The organism is Solimonas sp. K1W22B-7, assembly GCF_003428335.1.
Lineage (GTDB): Bacteria > Pseudomonadota > Gammaproteobacteria > Nevskiales > Nevskiaceae > Solimonas_A.
On the sequence record NZ_CP031704.1, the window covers coordinates 2555601 to 2570795 of the forward strand.

The 15195-nt window shown below is 68.2% G+C and carries 16 protein-coding genes; 10 read left to right on the forward strand and 6 right to left on the reverse strand.

All coding sequences use genetic code 11. The features are described 5' to 3' along the window. Positions 1 to 185: 185 nt before the first annotated feature. From D0B54_RS11650 to D0B54_RS11660, 3 genes are all read right to left on the reverse strand, one after another. On the reverse strand, positions 186 to 959 hold the full coding sequence (locus D0B54_RS11650; RefSeq protein ID WP_117291495.1) for a ParA family protein: 774 nt from the start codon (positions 957 to 959) through the stop codon (positions 186 to 188). 292 nt (positions 960 to 1251) lie between these two features. Further along, positions 1252 to 2919 (reverse strand): FMN-binding glutamate synthase family protein, encoded by a 1668-nt coding sequence (locus tag D0B54_RS11655; protein ID WP_117291496.1) that lies wholly within the window; start codon positions 2917 to 2919, stop codon positions 1252 to 1254. 237 nt (positions 2920 to 3156) lie between these two features. Next, positions 3157 to 4233, reverse strand: coding sequence for a hypothetical protein (locus tag D0B54_RS11660; RefSeq protein ID WP_117291497.1), 1077 nt, complete (start codon positions 4231 to 4233; stop codon positions 3157 to 3159). Positions 4234 to 4395: 162 nt separating this feature from the next. On the opposite strand from D0B54_RS11660, the gene D0B54_RS11665 reads away from it, so the two are divergent. From D0B54_RS11665 to D0B54_RS11695, 7 genes are all read left to right on the forward strand, one after another. Then, positions 4396 to 5325, forward strand: coding sequence for a hypothetical protein (locus D0B54_RS11665; protein WP_162932356.1), 930 nt, complete (start codon positions 4396 to 4398; stop codon positions 5323 to 5325). Further along, positions 5322 to 5636, forward strand: coding sequence for a PqqD family peptide modification chaperone (locus tag D0B54_RS11670; protein WP_117291499.1), 315 nt, complete (start codon positions 5322 to 5324; stop codon positions 5634 to 5636). The genes D0B54_RS11665 and D0B54_RS11670 overlap by 4 nt, the downstream gene beginning before the upstream one ends. After that, positions 5633 to 6487 (forward strand): sulfotransferase domain-containing protein, encoded by an 855-nt coding sequence (locus tag D0B54_RS11675; protein WP_117295189.1) that lies wholly within the window; start codon positions 5633 to 5635, stop codon positions 6485 to 6487. Before D0B54_RS11670 ends, D0B54_RS11675 begins: the two co-directional genes overlap by 4 nt. 105 nt (positions 6488 to 6592) lie before the next feature. Continuing rightward, complete coding sequence (locus D0B54_RS11680; protein WP_117291500.1) at positions 6593 to 6775, forward strand: hypothetical protein; 183 nt, start codon at positions 6593 to 6595, stop codon at positions 6773 to 6775. Positions 6776 to 6953: 178 nt separating this feature from the next. Then, complete coding sequence (locus D0B54_RS11685) at positions 6954 to 7814, forward strand: aspartyl/asparaginyl beta-hydroxylase domain-containing protein (protein ID WP_162932357.1); 861 nt, start codon at positions 6954 to 6956, stop codon at positions 7812 to 7814. After that, positions 7811 to 8695, forward strand: a complete 885-nt coding sequence (locus D0B54_RS11690) for a sulfotransferase family protein (protein ID WP_162932358.1) — start codon at positions 7811 to 7813, stop codon at positions 8693 to 8695. The genes D0B54_RS11685 and D0B54_RS11690 overlap by 4 nt, the downstream gene beginning before the upstream one ends. Positions 8696 to 8721: 26 nt before the next feature. Next, the gene (locus tag D0B54_RS11695) at positions 8722 to 9642 is read left to right on the forward strand and encodes a sulfotransferase (protein WP_162932359.1); all 921 of its coding nucleotides are present in this window, start codon (positions 8722 to 8724) and stop codon (positions 9640 to 9642) included. On the opposite strand, the gene D0B54_RS11700 is transcribed toward D0B54_RS11695, so the two are convergent. Continuing rightward, complete coding sequence (locus tag D0B54_RS11700; RefSeq protein WP_205527334.1) at positions 9612 to 10265, reverse strand: aspartyl/asparaginyl beta-hydroxylase domain-containing protein; 654 nt, start codon at positions 10263 to 10265, stop codon at positions 9612 to 9614. The two genes, D0B54_RS11695 and D0B54_RS11700, sit on opposite strands and share 31 nt — an antisense overlap. Before the next feature lie 178 nt (positions 10266 to 10443). Here D0B54_RS11700 and D0B54_RS11705 point away from each other — a divergent pair, with 178 nt between their 5' ends. Then, positions 10444 to 11019, forward strand: a complete 576-nt coding sequence (locus D0B54_RS11705; protein ID WP_117291504.1) for a phage tail protein — start codon at positions 10444 to 10446, stop codon at positions 11017 to 11019. Between the two features lie 6 nt (positions 11020 to 11025). Here the strand turns inward: D0B54_RS11705 and D0B54_RS11710 are convergent, their stop codons facing one another. Beyond that, positions 11026 to 11955 (reverse strand): hypothetical protein, encoded by a 930-nt coding sequence (locus D0B54_RS11710; RefSeq protein WP_117291505.1) that lies wholly within the window; start codon positions 11953 to 11955, stop codon positions 11026 to 11028. A gap of 108 nt (positions 11956 to 12063) precedes the next feature. On the opposite strand from D0B54_RS11710, the gene D0B54_RS11715 reads away from it, so the two are divergent. Further along, entirely contained in the window at positions 12064 to 12573 is a 510-nt protein-coding gene (locus D0B54_RS11715; RefSeq protein ID WP_117291506.1) for a GNAT family N-acetyltransferase, read from the forward strand. Between the two features lie 221 nt (positions 12574 to 12794). Here D0B54_RS11715 and D0B54_RS11720 read toward each other — a convergent pair whose 3' ends face one another. Then, a complete protein-coding gene (locus D0B54_RS11720; protein ID WP_205527335.1) occupies positions 12795 to 13076 on the reverse strand; it encodes a DUF6916 family protein in 282 nt (93 codons plus the stop codon). 214 nt (positions 13077 to 13290) lie between these two features. On the opposite strand from D0B54_RS11720, the gene D0B54_RS11725 reads away from it, so the two are divergent. Next, the gene (locus tag D0B54_RS11725; RefSeq protein ID WP_162932360.1) at positions 13291 to 15177 is read left to right on the forward strand and encodes an asparagine synthase-related protein; all 1887 of its coding nucleotides are present in this window, start codon (positions 13291 to 13293) and stop codon (positions 15175 to 15177) included. Positions 15178 to 15195: the final 18 nt, after the last annotated feature.

Below are 15195 nucleotides of genomic sequence, written 5' to 3' on the forward strand. Positions count from 1 at the left end.
GGATGCTCACAGCAGCGCGCGGCTCTTAAACTATTGAGATTGTTGCGCTTTGCCAGCTGTGGTCAAGCTCCCCCAAGGCGCCTGCGAATTTTAGCAGTCCGTCCGCACCGCAGCATAGATTAAACAGCCCAATCGGCCCGAAAGGGCGGTTTTTGGTGACTAAAGCCGCAGTTTGGAAGCGCGAACTATGCTTTTGCCGTTCCCAGAGACTCAAAAAGTGCTAAGTACTCCTGGGTGATGCGATGGCCGCGGTCGAAGTGGATCAGCGGCTTGTGCTGCTCGTGCGATTCCTTGACCTTGATCGAGCTGCCGATGGCGCAGTCCAGGATCGGCTTGCCTTCGGCGCGCAGCTCCTCGACCAGGCGCGTAGGCAGCTTGGAGCGCGACTGGAACTGGTTGACGACGATGCCCTCGATCTCCAGCGCGTCGTTATGGTCGGCGCGGATCTCCTGGATGTTGTCCAGCAGGGTGTACAGCGCCTGGCGCGCGAACTCGTCGCAATCGAAGGGGATCAGCACGCGATCGGCGGCGATCAGGGCGGAACGGGAGTAGAAGTTCAGCGCCGGCGGCGTGTCGATGAAGATGGCGTCATAGCCCTTGAGCTTCTTCAGCGCGTCGCGCAGCTTGTAGATCTTCTGCTTGGCCTCGAGCTTCACCGCCAACTCATCCAGGCGTGGGCTGGCGGCGATCACGTCGAGGTTGTCGAAGGCGGTGCTGCTGGCGTAGCTGACGAAGGCCGGCGGCGTCAGCGAGAACGACAGCGACGCCTCGAAGAAATCGGCGATCGTGCGGTCCGGCTGCAGCGGCGCGCTGCCAGTGAGGTACTGCGTGGCGTTGCCCTGGGTGTCGAGATCGATCACCAGGGTGCGCAGGCCGCGGCTGGCCGCGATGGCGGCGAGGTTGCAGACGATCGTGGTCTTGCCCACGCCGCCTTTCTGGTTGAATACCACGCGCTTCATTTCAGCTCCAGGGGCTTTTGATGGGCCCGATTGCGGCATCAGGCTTCGTGCCGGTTTAATGTTGTGTCAGAGGGGAGGCTCGCGCAGGCTGCGGAGCCTGGGAAATCCTAGCGGAAAGACCTGCCCGCCGCATTATCGGATGCGGGCCGGCGGGTCAGGGATGGTTCCCGATCCGCACCTCGGGGGGCATCCCCTCGCCGGCAACTGCTCCATTTGTGGCGATATAAGACTATTTCCACTTATATGGCGAGTTACATTTAAATAATGCAATGATTTCGCCATTGAAGGCGATTTAATTCGCTATAACAGCCATGGCCTTCGATAAAGCAGAGGCATCCTTTTCGGCGGGCATCTGGGCCTCGAAGGTATGCGCCGCCGCCAGGTGCCAGAAGTACTGGTACACGGGATGACTCGCGCGGCTCTCCAGCAGCTCTCCCGGCTTCAGCCAGGTCACCAGGTTGGATACCAGCCTCACGTCGTTGGACGACACGCGCCGCACGATGTGGCGCGGCTGCAGGTCGGCCGGGTGCTGCAGGCCGGCGGCGCCCACCAGTTCGCCCAGGGCGTGCAGGGTGTGGTGGTGGAACTGGTGCACGCGCGTGGCCTTGTCCGCCGGCACCAGGGCGCGCTGGCGCAGGGGGTCCTGGGTGGTGACGCCGGTGGGGCAGTGGCCGGTATGGCAGGTCTGGGCCTGCAGGCAGCCCAGGGAGAACATGAAGCCGCGTGCGCTGTTGCACCAGTCGGCGCCCAGGGCCATGTAGCGTGCCATGTCGAAGGCCGAGATGATCTTGCCGCTGGCGCCGATGCGCACGCGGTCCTTGAGGTTGATGCCGACCAGGGTGTTGCGCACCAGCAGCAGCGCCTCCTGCAGCGGCGTGCCGACATGATCGGTGAACTCCACCGGCGCCGCGCCGGTGCCGCCCTCGGCGCCGTCCACCACGATGAAGTCCGGCGTGATGCCGGTCTCCAGCATGGCCTTGCAGATCGCGAAGAACTCCCAGGGGTGGCCCAGCGCGAACTTGAAGCCGGTGGGCTTGCCGCCCGACAGCTCGCGCAGGCGCGCGATGAACTGCATCAGCTCGATCGGCGTGGCGAAGGCCGCGTGGCGCGGCGGCGAGATGCAGTCCACGCCTATCGGTACGCCGCGCGCCTCGGAGATTTCCCGCGTCACCTTGGCGCCCGGCAGCACGCCGCCGTGGCCGGGCTTGGCGCCCTGCGACAGCTTGATCTCGATCATCTTGACCTGCGGGTCGCGGGCGTTGCGCGCGAAGGCTTCGGGATCGAACTTTCCCTGTGCGTCGCGGCAGCCGAAGTAGCCGCTGCCGATCTCCCAGATCAGGTCGCCGCCGTGCTCGCGGTGATAGCGGCTGATCGAGCCCTCGCCGGTGTCATGCGCAAAGCCGCCGAGCTTCGCACCCTTGTTGAGCGCCAGCACCGCGTTGGCCGACAGCGCGCCGAAGCTCATCGCCGAGATGTTGAACACCGAGGCGTTGTAGGGCTGGGCGCAGGTGTTCTCGCCGATCATCACGCGGAAGTCGGTGTCGCTGACCTTGAGCGGCAGCATCGAGTGGTTGATCCACTCGTAGTCGTCGGCATAGACGTCCAGCTGCGTGCCGAAGGGCCGCTTGTCCTCCTGGCTCTTGGCGCGCTGGTAGACCAACGAACGCTGGGCGCGGGAGAAGGGGATGCGCTCGGTGTCCGACTCCAGGAAGTACTGGCGGATTTCCGGGCGGATGAACTCCAGGAAGAAGCGCAGGTGCGCCAGGATCGGGTAATTGCGCCGGATCGACTGCTTGCTCTGGGCCAGGTCCCAGATGCCGATGATCATGAAGAAGGCGGCGATGGGCGTGATCGCCCACCAGGCGGGCTGGATGAAGCCCCCGGCCAGGGTCAGCAGCGTCAGCAGGCAGGCCGCGGCGAATACGAAAAAGCGCGCCGGTAGCCAGGGTAGCTCCGTCATCTTCGTCTCCCTTTCGCGGGCGCAGACTACCGCCCCACGCCTTCAGTATAGGCGGTTGAGGTCTGCTCAAACCCGACCCTGCTGGCATCAGTCGCTCCTTAAACCTGACGATCCAGTCAGATTGACGGGGAGCAGCAACCAAGCTCGGATGCCATCGTTTGCTGTGCTGCGAGGTCTCGAGCAGCGTAGAGCGCCGTTGGCGTTGAGCACAATTCGTTCGTCCTCGGAGGAAGTGGTTCAAGCCACGGCGGCGGCAAGGCCGATCAGCCGCTGCTGGTGCTCGGCGACCTCCACCAGCATGCCGTGAACCGGCAGGTGATGGCCGTCGGCGATGACGCGAAGCGCCTGTTGCCGCAGCTGACGCCAGGCATCGAGATTGGCCGCGGCCAGGGCCTCGTGCGCTTCAAGCGCCAGGGCTTCGCGCCGGGAAGGAGGCAGCGGCAGGCCGCCGATGACGATGCGGAGCAGCGCCAGGCTGCGGCCGGGCTTGTCGCAGTGGAAGTTCAGGTGGCTCAGGCTCAATTGCCCGGGGCTGTACTGGACATGGGGGAGGTCCTGCGCCGGCCTGTGGCTGGTACGGCAGATTCTGAGGCGTCCGAGCCCGGCCAGTTCGATCTCCAGCGACAGGCTGAGGGCGCAGCGAGTCTGGAGGGCGGCGTAGCCGCAGCCCAGGAGAAGGTCGAGCGCGTCCCTGGAACGGTAGCGGGCATAGCATTGCGCGTCGTCGGCGGGACCGGCACGGCGGATCCTCAGGCCATGCTCCGGTTCTACCCGCAGCCGCGTGCCCTCCGGGTGGTGGTTGAGGATTTCACCGATCGGGAACAGTACGGGCTCGCGCTGGCCATCGTGCTTCAGCGGCAGGCGGCGGGTGCGCAGGAAGGCCTCGGCGACACCCTCCGGCCAATCGAAATGCGGGCACCAGCGGGAGAGGTCCACGCGGAGCGGATCGCCGGCGGCCAGCGCGACTGCCGGCAGATGCCGGCGCGACCAGGCCAGCTTGCCGGTGACCCGGTACAGGCGCAGCATCGCGTCGAGGATCTCGCGCTGGAGCGGGCTGAGGCGGCCGCCATCGTCGCGCAGTGCCAGCTCGTCTTCGTCATGCCAGCTGAGCCCACTGATCGGAACCAGCAGCGGCCGCGGAATCCATATCAGCCGGTCGCTTGCATCCGCTGTTCCGTCCGTGCTGGCCCAGAGGTCGCTGCCGCGCTGGTGAACGACCAAGTCGGGGCTCAGCCAACCGCCGTGACGCTCCAGAAGAGCTGCGAGGCTGGCGTAGGCATCGTGGGCTTCGGGATGGTCTGCGTCGATGCGCATGGTGTGTGTTCGTCGGGGGCGAATGGCAACTCTGCGAGCTCGGGCATGCTGCCGCAGCGAGGCAGCAGCGGCAAGCCCGCCGCCAGCCGTGCGTTTCAAGCTGCGCTCTGCTTGCGTAGAATGCGCCGACTCCATTCGACGACAAGGCACAGGCCAGGACCGGTGTTCAGATATCGGTTGTTCGATTTCAACATCGCGTCCGAGATGGCCTGTCCGGAGCTTCCGGAGGCCTGGGGCGACGCGGATGTCCAGATCCGCTTCGGCGCCACGCCGGAGCGGCTACCCCAGGCGGTCCGTAGCGGGCTCTGCCTCGCCGCCGCTCCCGGAGAGGCGCTGCTCTCGCTGCCGGGCATCGGCCGCTTCCATGTGCGCGATGGCGCCGAGATCATGATCGAACCGGCCGCGGGCATCGCGCAGGGTCATCTGCGCGTGTTCCTGCTCAACCTGGTCTTCGGCCTGCTGCTGCTGCAGCGCGGAGAGCTGGTCCTGCACGCCGCGGTCGTCGAAACGGATGATGGCTGCATCGCCCTGGCCGGCGAATCGGGTACGGGCAAATCGACGCTGGCCGCGGCCCTGCACGCTCGCGGGCGGCGCGTGCTGTCCGACGAGTTCTGCGTGGTCAGGAACATCCCCGGCCAGGGGCCGAGCGTCGTTCCCGGCCCCCCGTATCTCCAGGTCTGGGCCGATGCCCTGAGCCAACTCGGCTACGATCCTGCGCGGCTGGAGCCGGTCCGCCCGGGTCTCGCCAAGCACGTTCTGCCCCTGGGTTCCGGGCATGCCGACCGCGTCCTGCCGCTGCGCGGTATCCATATCCTGTCCCCCTGGAACGGCGCCGGCGCGGAGTCGGAAGCGCTGTCGGGCCCGGATCGCATGGAGGCCTGCATCTGCAACACCTACCGCTCCGAGTGCCTGCGCCCGATGGGGCTGGCCGCCGCGCACTTCGCGCAGGCACTCAAGCTGGCCGGCGAGGTGCCGTTCCTGCGCTTGCGCACACCCGGATACTGGGGGGCGATGGACCAGATTCTCGAGTTGCTGCCAGCACGCCCGGGGCGGTCGCAACACCCCACCACTTCATCGCGGACCATCGAATGACGAAGCTGATACTGACCCCGGACACCCGGATCTCCCGCAAGGGCGACATCCTGGCATCGAAGCTGGACCACGAGACCGTGCTGCTGGACGTCGAAGGCGGCCACTACTATGCCTACGACGCCGTGGGCAGCCGAATCTGGGAACTGATCGCCGAGCCCCGGACCATGGCCCAGCTGTGCCAGGCCCTGGTCCGGCAGTACGACATCGACATGGCGCGTTGCGAGCGTGAGGTGCTGGCTTTCCTGGAGGCCTTGTCCGCGCACGGCCTGCTGCGCTGCGAGGGAGACGGGTGGGAGCCGCCCCGCCCGTGAGGCGCATCGTCTGGCTCGCGTCCTACCCGAAGTCGGGCAACACCTGGTTTCGCGCTCTGCTGGCGAACCTGCAGCGCGATCGTTCCGGGCCGGCATCCATCAACGAGCTCGGCGCCCTGGGTTTCGGCTCGCGCTCGCGTTTCGACCACGTGGCCGGCGTCGATTCGGCGGACCTGAGCGCGGTGGAGACGGATCGCCTGCGGTCGCAGGTCTACCGGCAGCTGGCCGTGTCGATACCGGACGACGAGCCGGTGTTCTTCAAGATCCACGATGCCTACCTCGGGCCCTTGGAACGGCAGCCCCTGGTTCCGGCCGATGCCAGCCGCGGCGCGATCTACCTGGTGCGCAACCCGCTCGACGTCTGCGTGTCCTACGCCCGGCATTCGAACTGGGACATCGACACCGCCATCGCTCGCATGGCGGACGAGGAGCATGGACTGGCAAGGAGCAGGAATCGCCTGGACCGGCAACTGCGCCAGCACCTGTCGAGCTGGGGCGGGCATGTGCGCAGCTGGATCGACAACGGCGAGGTTCCGGTCCACCTCGTCCGCTACGAGGACCTCCGGGCCAGGCCGGTGGAGACCGTGGCCGCCGCGCTGGCCTTCGCCGGCTTGGCCCGTGATGCGGCGGAGATCGAACGCGCGGTCGAGTGGAGCAGCTTCGAGCGCCTCCAGGCGCAGGAGCGGGCAGGGGGCTTCAGCGAGAAGCCGCGCCTGCTGCCGGCCTTCTTCCGGCGGGGCGTCAGCGACGGCTGGCGCCAGGACCTGACGCCCGACCAAGCTGCCTGCATCACCCGCGACCATGCGCCGACCATGCGACGGCTGGGATACCTCGATACAGCCGGTCCGTGAAGGCTGGGCGCGGGCTCTGCGAGCAGGAGTGCCGCTCCGGACTCCCGTCCGCCACAGCCATCTGCTACGATCCTTGAAGCCCCATTCGTTTCGAGGACGACGAACATGACTGAACTCAACGGCCGCTTCCCCCGCCCGGTGCCGGGCACGGATCAGGCGGAGTCCACGGGCGAGCGGGAGCCCTGGGTCACGCCCACGCTGCGTGTGCTCGCGATGCCGCAGACCAAGGGTAGCGGCAAGACCAGCACCCCGACTCCCATGGAAGGCACGATGTACGGGCCGTCCTGAGCGAAGGGTTTCTGACGCGCGAACTGGACGACAGGCAGGCATGCGGCTGGCCGCGGCATTCCATCGTCTGGGCCTGCTGTTCGATGCCGAGTGCCTGCGGCAGGAGGCTCTGCAGTTCGGCGAGGCGGCCTGGCGGCCTCACCCGGGTGGGTTGCCCGGCAACACCTCGCTGCCCCTGGTGTCAGCGCACGGGGGCGACAACGACGACACGCGCGGTCCCATGCGGCCCACGGCCGCACTGCGGCGTTGCCCCTACATCCGGCAGGCGCTCGCTTCCTTCGAGACGGTGATCGGCCGCACGCGGCTGATGCGCCTGGAGGCCGGGGCCGAGGTCCCCCCTCACTTCGATTCGCATTACTACTGGCACGACCGTGTGCGCGTTCACCTGCCTGTGGTCAGTGACCCGGAGGTCAGGTTCGTCTGCGACGGTCATGAGCTGCACATGGCGCCGGGCGAGGCCTGGCTGCTGGACAATTCGCGGAGCCATGCGGTCGTCAATGCCTCCGGCGTCGCCCGCATCCACCTGGTCTTCGATACGGTCGGCTCGGCGGCTTTCTGGGAGTTGCTGGACCGCGCCGGGCCACCTGAGCACCCGCAGCCCGCAGCCCTTGGCCCGCGTCGCATCGTCTTCGATCCGGGGCTCGACGCGCGGGTCATCACCGAGCGCTGCAACCTGCCGGCCGTGATGCCGGCGACCGAACTGGCCGCGCTGATCGCCGAGGCGCTGGCCGACGCCGCGCCGGAGCCCGGCAACCCGCTCCATGCCGAGGCACTGCCGCGTTTCGCCGCGTCCTCGCGGCGCTGCTTGAGCGACTGGCGGGCCACCTGGGCCGCGCATGGCGAGGACCCCGACGGCTGGGCAGCGTTCCGCGTCCTGCAGCAGCGGCTCCTTGCGGAGCTTGCCCAGCTGCCCGAGGACCTGCGGGTGCGCAGCAACGGCCGCAGGCTGGTGCGGGTGCTCAAGCCCTTCTACCAGGCCGCGCTCGATCCTGCGATCGTGGCGGAGACCTCGCGCCGGCCCGCAGCCCTGTCCCCGTGACCGGGCTGTTGCCAGCGCTCGACCGGCCGGTCTTCATCGTCGCCGCACCGCGCTCCGGCAGCAGCCTGCTGTTCGAGATGCTGTCGCGTGCATCGGCGCTCTGGACCCTGGGGGGCGAGGCGCGCGCCGAGTTCGAGACCGTTCCCCGCTGGAACCCGCGCCAGCGGGGATACGATTCGAACCGGCTCACGGCGGGCGACCTCGGGCTCGGCGACCGCGCGCAACTGCTGCTGGCGATGTCGCGGCGGCTGCGCAACAGTGAAGGCGTCCGATGGCGTGCGCTCACCGCCGAGGCACGGCCCGGTTGCCTGCGCTTCCTGGAAAAGACCCCAAAGAATGCTCTGCGCGTCCCGCTGCTGCGTACCCTGTTCCCGGACGCCCGCTTCATCTTCCTGCTGCGGGATCCCCGCGATAACGTCAGCAGCATCCTGGAGGCCTGGCGCTCCGGTCGCTTCGTGAACTACCGGGACCTGCCGGACTGGCCCGGGCCGCCGTGGTCCCTGCTGCTGCCGCCGGGCTGGCGGGAGCTGCGGGGCGCTTCGCTGGAGCGGATTGCCGCCTTCCAGTGGCGCGCCGCCAACGAGATCGCGCTGAACGATCTGCTCGCGCTGCCCGGCAGCGACTGGTGCGCGCTGCGCTACGAGGATCTGCTTGCGGCGCCGGCCGCGGCGGTTGCGCAACTCTGCAGCTTCATGGAAGTTCCCTGCTGCCTCGGGCTCCAGGCGGCCGTCGCTTCCGACCTGCCCCCTTCGCAGCACACCCTGACGCCGCCCGCGCCCGGAAAGTGGCGGCAGAACGAAGCGCAGATCCGATCGGTGCTGCCCGGGCTGGAGGAGACCTGGGCGCGGCTGCAGGCGCTGCCCGCGCTGGGCGCGCAGTAGGGACGCGCTGCTGCATGGAATACCGGGTGCCCACCGGAATCGACTTCGCCGCGCAGCCGCCGCAGCTGCTCTGGCGGCCGACGGATGGCGGGCGTTTCGCCGAACCCTTTTTCGATGACACGCTGTCGCGGCTGCGACGCGCCGCCGCAGGGCGCCCGCCGGTTTCGACGACGCCGCTGGCGTCCTGGAGGCAGGGTAGCGGCGCGACGCGGCCCGCGGCGTTCATCCTGCACGTCTCGCGCTGCGGCTCGACCCTGCTGTCGCGGATGCTCGCCGCGCTGCCCGTTCACCTCGTGGTGTCGGAGGCGCGCATCTTCGACGATATCCTCAGGGCGCAGGCGCCACTCCAGGGCATGGCGCCGGACTGGCGCGATGCCTGCCTGGCTAGTGCCGTGGAGGCCTTCGCCGCCTCGCAGGCGCTGCCCGCGCAGAGGCTGTTCATCAAGCTGGACTGCTGGCACCTCTTCGAGCTGCAGCGGCTGCGCCGGGTCTTCCCGGGCGTACCCCTGCTGTTCGTGCATCGGCATCCGCTGGAAGTGCTGGTGTCGCTGATGCAGCGCCCTTCGTTCACGCTGGTGCGCGACACGGTGACACCGGAGGAGATGGGGGTCTCGGCGGAACAGCGCGATGCCATGCCGCCGGAAGTCCACGCCGCCGCCATCCTCGGCGCCTTCTTCCGCGAGGCCGCGAGGCAGCGCGAGCAGCTGGTTTCCGTGCCCTACGAAGCATTGCCGGACCTGGCCTGGAGCGGCATGGCGGGACTGCGGTTCTCGCCGCAGGAGGTGGCGGCGCTGCGGCTTGCGGGGGAGAACGATGCCAAGCACCCCGACGGTCGCTTCGTCCCCGACGCGGAGCGCAAGCGGGCCGCCGCGAGCGGCGCGATCCGCGCCGCTTGCGCGCAGTGGGCCGAGCCCGCCTACGAACGCTGGTGCTCGGGCAGGGACTGAGCCCGGACCATGAGCGCCCGCAGTTCCGGGCCCACCGGCGCATCCACCACCAGGTGGACGCGCGCTTCGCTGCCGTCGTTGTGGAGCGAGTGGGTGTCCGAGAGTCGCAGGTACCAGCATTCCCCCGCCCGCATGACAACCGGCGTTCCGTTCAACACGAAGCGGACGCCAGGGTTGGTCCGCACCGGGATGTGAATCCGCGCATGCCCCTGCCCGTCCAGGTCCGGGTCGCTGTGCGGCTTCACCACGGCGCCAGGGTCGAGCCGCATCAGCCTGGCGGCAGCCAGGGGAAAGCCCAGCCCCCGCAGGACCTCCTGGAAGGCGGGCAGCCGGTCGAGCAACGGCGCATCGACGTAGGCGGTGGTTCCGGGGTGGGAGCTGATCTGCAGGATGGGGTGCTGCCGCTCGGTCCCCGCCGGAATCCGCAGCGGGATCGCGCACCATCGCCCCTGGTAGTGGTCGGACACGAAGTGATCGATCCAGGCCCGGGCCTCCAGGGCGGCGAGTTCCCCGGCCAGCCGGGCCGGATCGAATCGCAGGGGCAGCCGCAGCCGGTCCGGCCACTCATCACGGGCCAGCGAGGCCGGTGGGGCAAGCCTGCGGCGGGCGGGGGTTCCGGTCACGGCGATTCGGGTCTCGCGGTCGGGCTGTGGGCGGCGACCCATCATGCCTCAACCGATCGCCATTGAAACATGAATATTCACTTGCGGCCCGCTGCGAAAGTCATCACACTGAAACCGGACCTGATCGGGTCCAGGCGAAGCACGGGGTAGCAAACACAGCATCACAGGGAGACTGGCAATGTCTGAACCTTTTCTGGGCATGATTTCGATCTTCGGCTTCAACTTTGCGCCAAGGGGCTGGGCGTTCTGCAACGGACAGATACTTCCGATCGCACAGAGTACCGCCCTTTTTTCACTGCTCGGAACCACCTACGGCGGCAACGGCCAGACGACCTACGCCCTGCCCAATCTGCAGGGGCGGATGCCGATGCATTTCGGCAATGGCCCCGGGCTGAGCAGCCGCAATCTGGGAGAAATGGGCGGGACCGAAAGTACGACCCTGACCCAGGCACAGATGCCCTCGCACTCGCACACGGCCACCGTCACCGTGACGGCCTCCCTGTACGGAGAAACCGCGACGGCGAGCGCGCTCAACCCGCTCAACAACATGCTGGCCTCGCCAGCGGTCGGTAACCATATCTATGCGCCGCCGGTTGCGGCCGACAACAAGCTGATGGCCGCGGATTCGATCAAGGCCAGCGGCACCGCCACCATCGGCCTCGCGGGCGGCAACCAGCCGTTCGGCATCATGCCGCCCTTCCTGGCCCTCAACTTCTGCATCGCCTTGGAGGGGATTTTCCCCAGCCGCAACTGAAGCGACTCAGGGCGTCCTGCGGCGCGCCGGGGCCAGCTCTCCGAGCTGGTCCACGAGCCGCAGGACGCCGGCCAGGCCATCCGGGCGGGGCAGCAGGCTCACCGGCGTATCCCGCGCGATGCGCGCGGCGAGCGTGAAGTGGTCAGCCTGCCGCCCCAGTCCGGAGAACATCCTGCGGCGATAGGTCTCCCGCAGCAGCAGGCGGATCTTGTCGGCACCCTGGAGCGGGGACAGTGCCGATACGCCCTCCGCTCCGGGCGTGATCGCGAAGATCGCACGGACGGGCAGCGCCGGCAGGGGCCTGGCCTGCGGCAGCGCGATGTGCTGCTTGCCGAGGCGCACGGCCAGCGAGCGTAGCCCGCCCAGGGCCGGGCCCAGCCCGTTGAGGCTGTTGTCGCAAAGCTTGAGGACCCGGTAGCCCGGATGGACCATGGGACTGGTGTGCCCGACGGCGGCGATGGCGGAGAGATCGTCGCTGTAGACGCTGAGGCCGCGCGCGTGACAGGCCGCGGCGAGCGTCGACTTGCCGGCTCCGGACGCGCCCATGAAGAGGACACACTCGCCGCCGAGGTCCACGGCGCTCGCGTGCAGCGGGAACAGCCCGTGCTGGTACACCAGCGCGCCCATGACATTGGACAGAATGCCGGCCCGCAGGTCCTCCGCGGACGCTCCGGGCTCGGGCGCCACCGTCACCTCGCGCCCGGCGCGCACCCAGAAGCGCGCCACGCCCGGAAAGTCCAGCAGGCATTCCCCTGGTGCGATGCGATGGCGGGTTCCGCAGGCGACCGCGTTCCCGATCGACGGCGGAACCGCGCCATAGCGGATGATCGCGTCCGCCGCGCCGGGCGCCCTCGGACTGGCCTCGGGGAATTCGATCTCGCTGGAGATATCCAGGCCGTGCGCGCGGTAGTGGAAGTCCAGGCCCTGGCCGGTCATGCCGGTTCCGCCAACGGGACGCTGCCGCAATGGCGCGGAGCACGCCCTTTTCGCCCGATGGAGACTTGGGCATAGTGCGGATTCAACGGCCAGACCTGTGTCTCGATCATGTTCGGAACTGCCGATCTTCCCAATGGCATCCGCTTGCGGATGACGCGCGCGTCGGACAATACCACCGAACGCCGCATCCACGATGCCAACCGTCCGGAACTGCAGCTGCTGCAAGGAGGCGCGGACTATATCCAGTCGATCCTGGACATGCAGTTGCGGGCGCGGGATGCGGAGTACGCCCGTCGTTTCGCGAATGCGCTGTACTACATGATCGAGAAGTCCGGCGACACGATCGGGCGCCTGGTGCTGGACTTCGGCGCCGACGGCATCCGGATCGTGGACCTCGCGGTGCTGCCCGCGTTTCACCGCCAGGGGATCGGCACCACGGTGATCGGCGCCATGCAGCGTGTCGCGGCGACCTTGCCGGCGCCCGTGATCCTCAGCGTGAGGCTCGACAATACCGACGCCATCCGGCTCTACGTGTCGATGGGGTTCGTGGCCGATGGCCCCACCGAAGCGTCCAGGCTGCACTTCCAGATGCGCTGGTCGCCCCCGCCGCCCGCCTAGTGTCTTGTTCGAGATATTCGCTGAACAAGTTTCCCTCTCCCGCTTGCGGGAGAGGGGTTGGGGGAGAGGGTTTCTGTAGATCCATCTTGGACTAACCACAGTGAAGATTTACAGAAACCCTCTCCCGCCCTCCGGGCACCCTCTCCCGCAAGCGGGAGAGGGGACTGCCACTTGGTTCAACGGCCTTCCGGGACACCACACCAGGGTCTGTCGAAGGCCGGTCAGCCGAAGACGATCTGATAGCGCATCAGCCCCGAGGCCGGCGGTGGTCCGATGGGCACGACGAACAGGATCTCGGGGGTTAGCGCGGGATGGTGCAGCCAGTAGGTGCCTTGTGGCCAGTGCGGCTGAACGTCGGTTTCGAAGATAAGACTGAAGCCTCCCGGGGGCCCGCCCGCGCAGGCGCGCTGGCATTCGGCCAGCTGGAGGGGCAGCCGGTAGCCTTCCGCCGATTCCAGTTCGAACGGCTGGGACAGCAGTGAATCGAAGGTCTCGAAAGTCATCATGGGGGACTGCTTCCGTCGCAGCGATCACGGTAGTGTTGAGATGCTACCGCAAGTCCTCGACGGGAGGCGCAGGCATGGCCTGCCCGGGCCACACGGCAGCCAGGTATTGTCGGACCCTGGGGCAGTTGTGCGACGCTTGAGACATCTGGATTCGCAGGGAAACCCGGCACATGTCTGAGAACCGCGCCGCATGGGTTCAGCGGGAGCAACGATGTTCGCCGGACTGATGTGCCCCGGAACCGGGACCAGTCCGCTGCAGTTTGCGGAGCCCGGACGCCTGGGCGCGGCGCTCGCGCCCTATCACCGGCCCGACCGCGAGGGCCTGTGGTGCGAGGGGCCCGCCTTGCTGCTGGCGCAGCGGGTATTCAACGCGGCGGCCTCGCGCGATGAAGTCCTGCCGCTGCGCTGTGCCGAATCCGGCGCCGTGGTGGCCTTCTGGGGGCGCCTGGACAATCGCGGCGAGCTGGCGCAGGCCCTGGGGCTTCAGCCTGCGCAGCTCGGCCCCATGCTCGACAGCGCGCTGGTCCTCCAGGCCTGGCGCCGCTGGGGCGACGCCCTGCCGGAGCATCTGGCCGGCGATTTCGCGATCGCGGTGGTCGATCCGCGGCGCCGTCGCCTGCTCCTCGTGCGCGACGCGATGGGCATCAAGCCCTTGTACTACCGCGATGATGCCGGCGCCCTGGCCTTCGCGACCTCGGCCGCGGCCTTGAAGACGCTGCGCGGCATGGCGCTGACGCCCGATCGGCGCTGGATGGCCGAGTATGTGCTCTGGCTGTCGCCGTCCGAGGAGCGCACCGGCTACCGCGAGATCAGGAAACTGCCGCCCGGGCACCTGATGATCCTGGAGGCAGGCGCCAGGCCCCTGTTGCGGCGCTGGCACCACTGGCGCGACGACAGCCCGGACGCGGTCATCCGCGATTCCCGCTGGGTCGATGCCTATCGCGCGCGGCTGGAGGAGGCGATCCGCTGTCGCATGCCCAGCGAATATCCGCTGGGCACGGAGAACAGCGGCGGCATCGATTCCGCGACGGTCACCAGCTACCTCGCGCGTTTCCTGGACGATCCCGGCGATCGCCTGCACGGCTTCGCCTTGCTGCTCTACGAAGAGGAGCAGGCCTTCATCCTGGAAACCAGCCAGGCTGCGGGAATCCGCCACAACTACGTGGCCACCTCCCGCAACGAGAGCGAGGAGCAGCGCGAAGCCCTGCGGCTGCGCACGCTGCGGGTCATCGGCTATCCCGAGGAGAACGCCAACGGCAGCGGCCATACCCCGTTCTACCGCGAGGCGCAGGCGCGCGGCATCCGTACCCTGTACTCGGGCTTCGGCGGCGATGAGGTGGTCTCCAATCCGGCGGCACATGTGCGGCTGGAGATGCTGGATGCCGGCCGCTACGAAACCCTGCAGGACATGCTGCCAGGCAATGCCCTGACCCGCCGCCTGCGCGTCGCCAGGATGCTGCTCAAGCGACGCGGCAAGCCCAGCCACGACCCGGTTTCCTGGCGGGCCCGCAACCTGCGGTGGTCGCAGCAGCCCCTGCGCCGGGAGGTGGTGGAGGAATTCGGCCTGCGCGATGCCTGGTTCGCCACCGCCGTTCATGATGCGCCCTACCGGCGCACCAACGACTTCATCCTGCAGTACCTGCTGCGGCAGCCCTACATCGGGCAGCGCTTCGAAAGCTGCACGCTGTCGGCAGCGAGCTGGGGCATCGAATACCGCTGGCCCTTGTGGGATGCGCGCCTGGTGCAGCAGTACCTGTCGACGCCCAGCATCGAGAAACGCGGGCCGCGGCAGATGGGGCGCTATCTGCACCGGCGCGCCATCGACGGCGTGGTGCCGGAGCGGGTGGCGTGGAAGCCCTCCAAGGACATGGGCCGCTTCATCCAGTGGCCGGATGGGCCCGCGCTGTCCGGCAGCCAGATCCGGGCGCTGGCGGGGAACCTGCACCCGGCGGTCGCCGAACTGGTCGATCCGTCCTGCCTGCTGCGCTGGGTGGATGGGCAGCCTAGCGGCAACCTGGCTCCCGCGGCAGGTTTCGCCGTACGCCGCTACCTGGGGACGCTGCTCTGGCTGAATGCCTGGCTCGTGCAGGCGCCTTGAGCACCGGGCCGCAGCGCT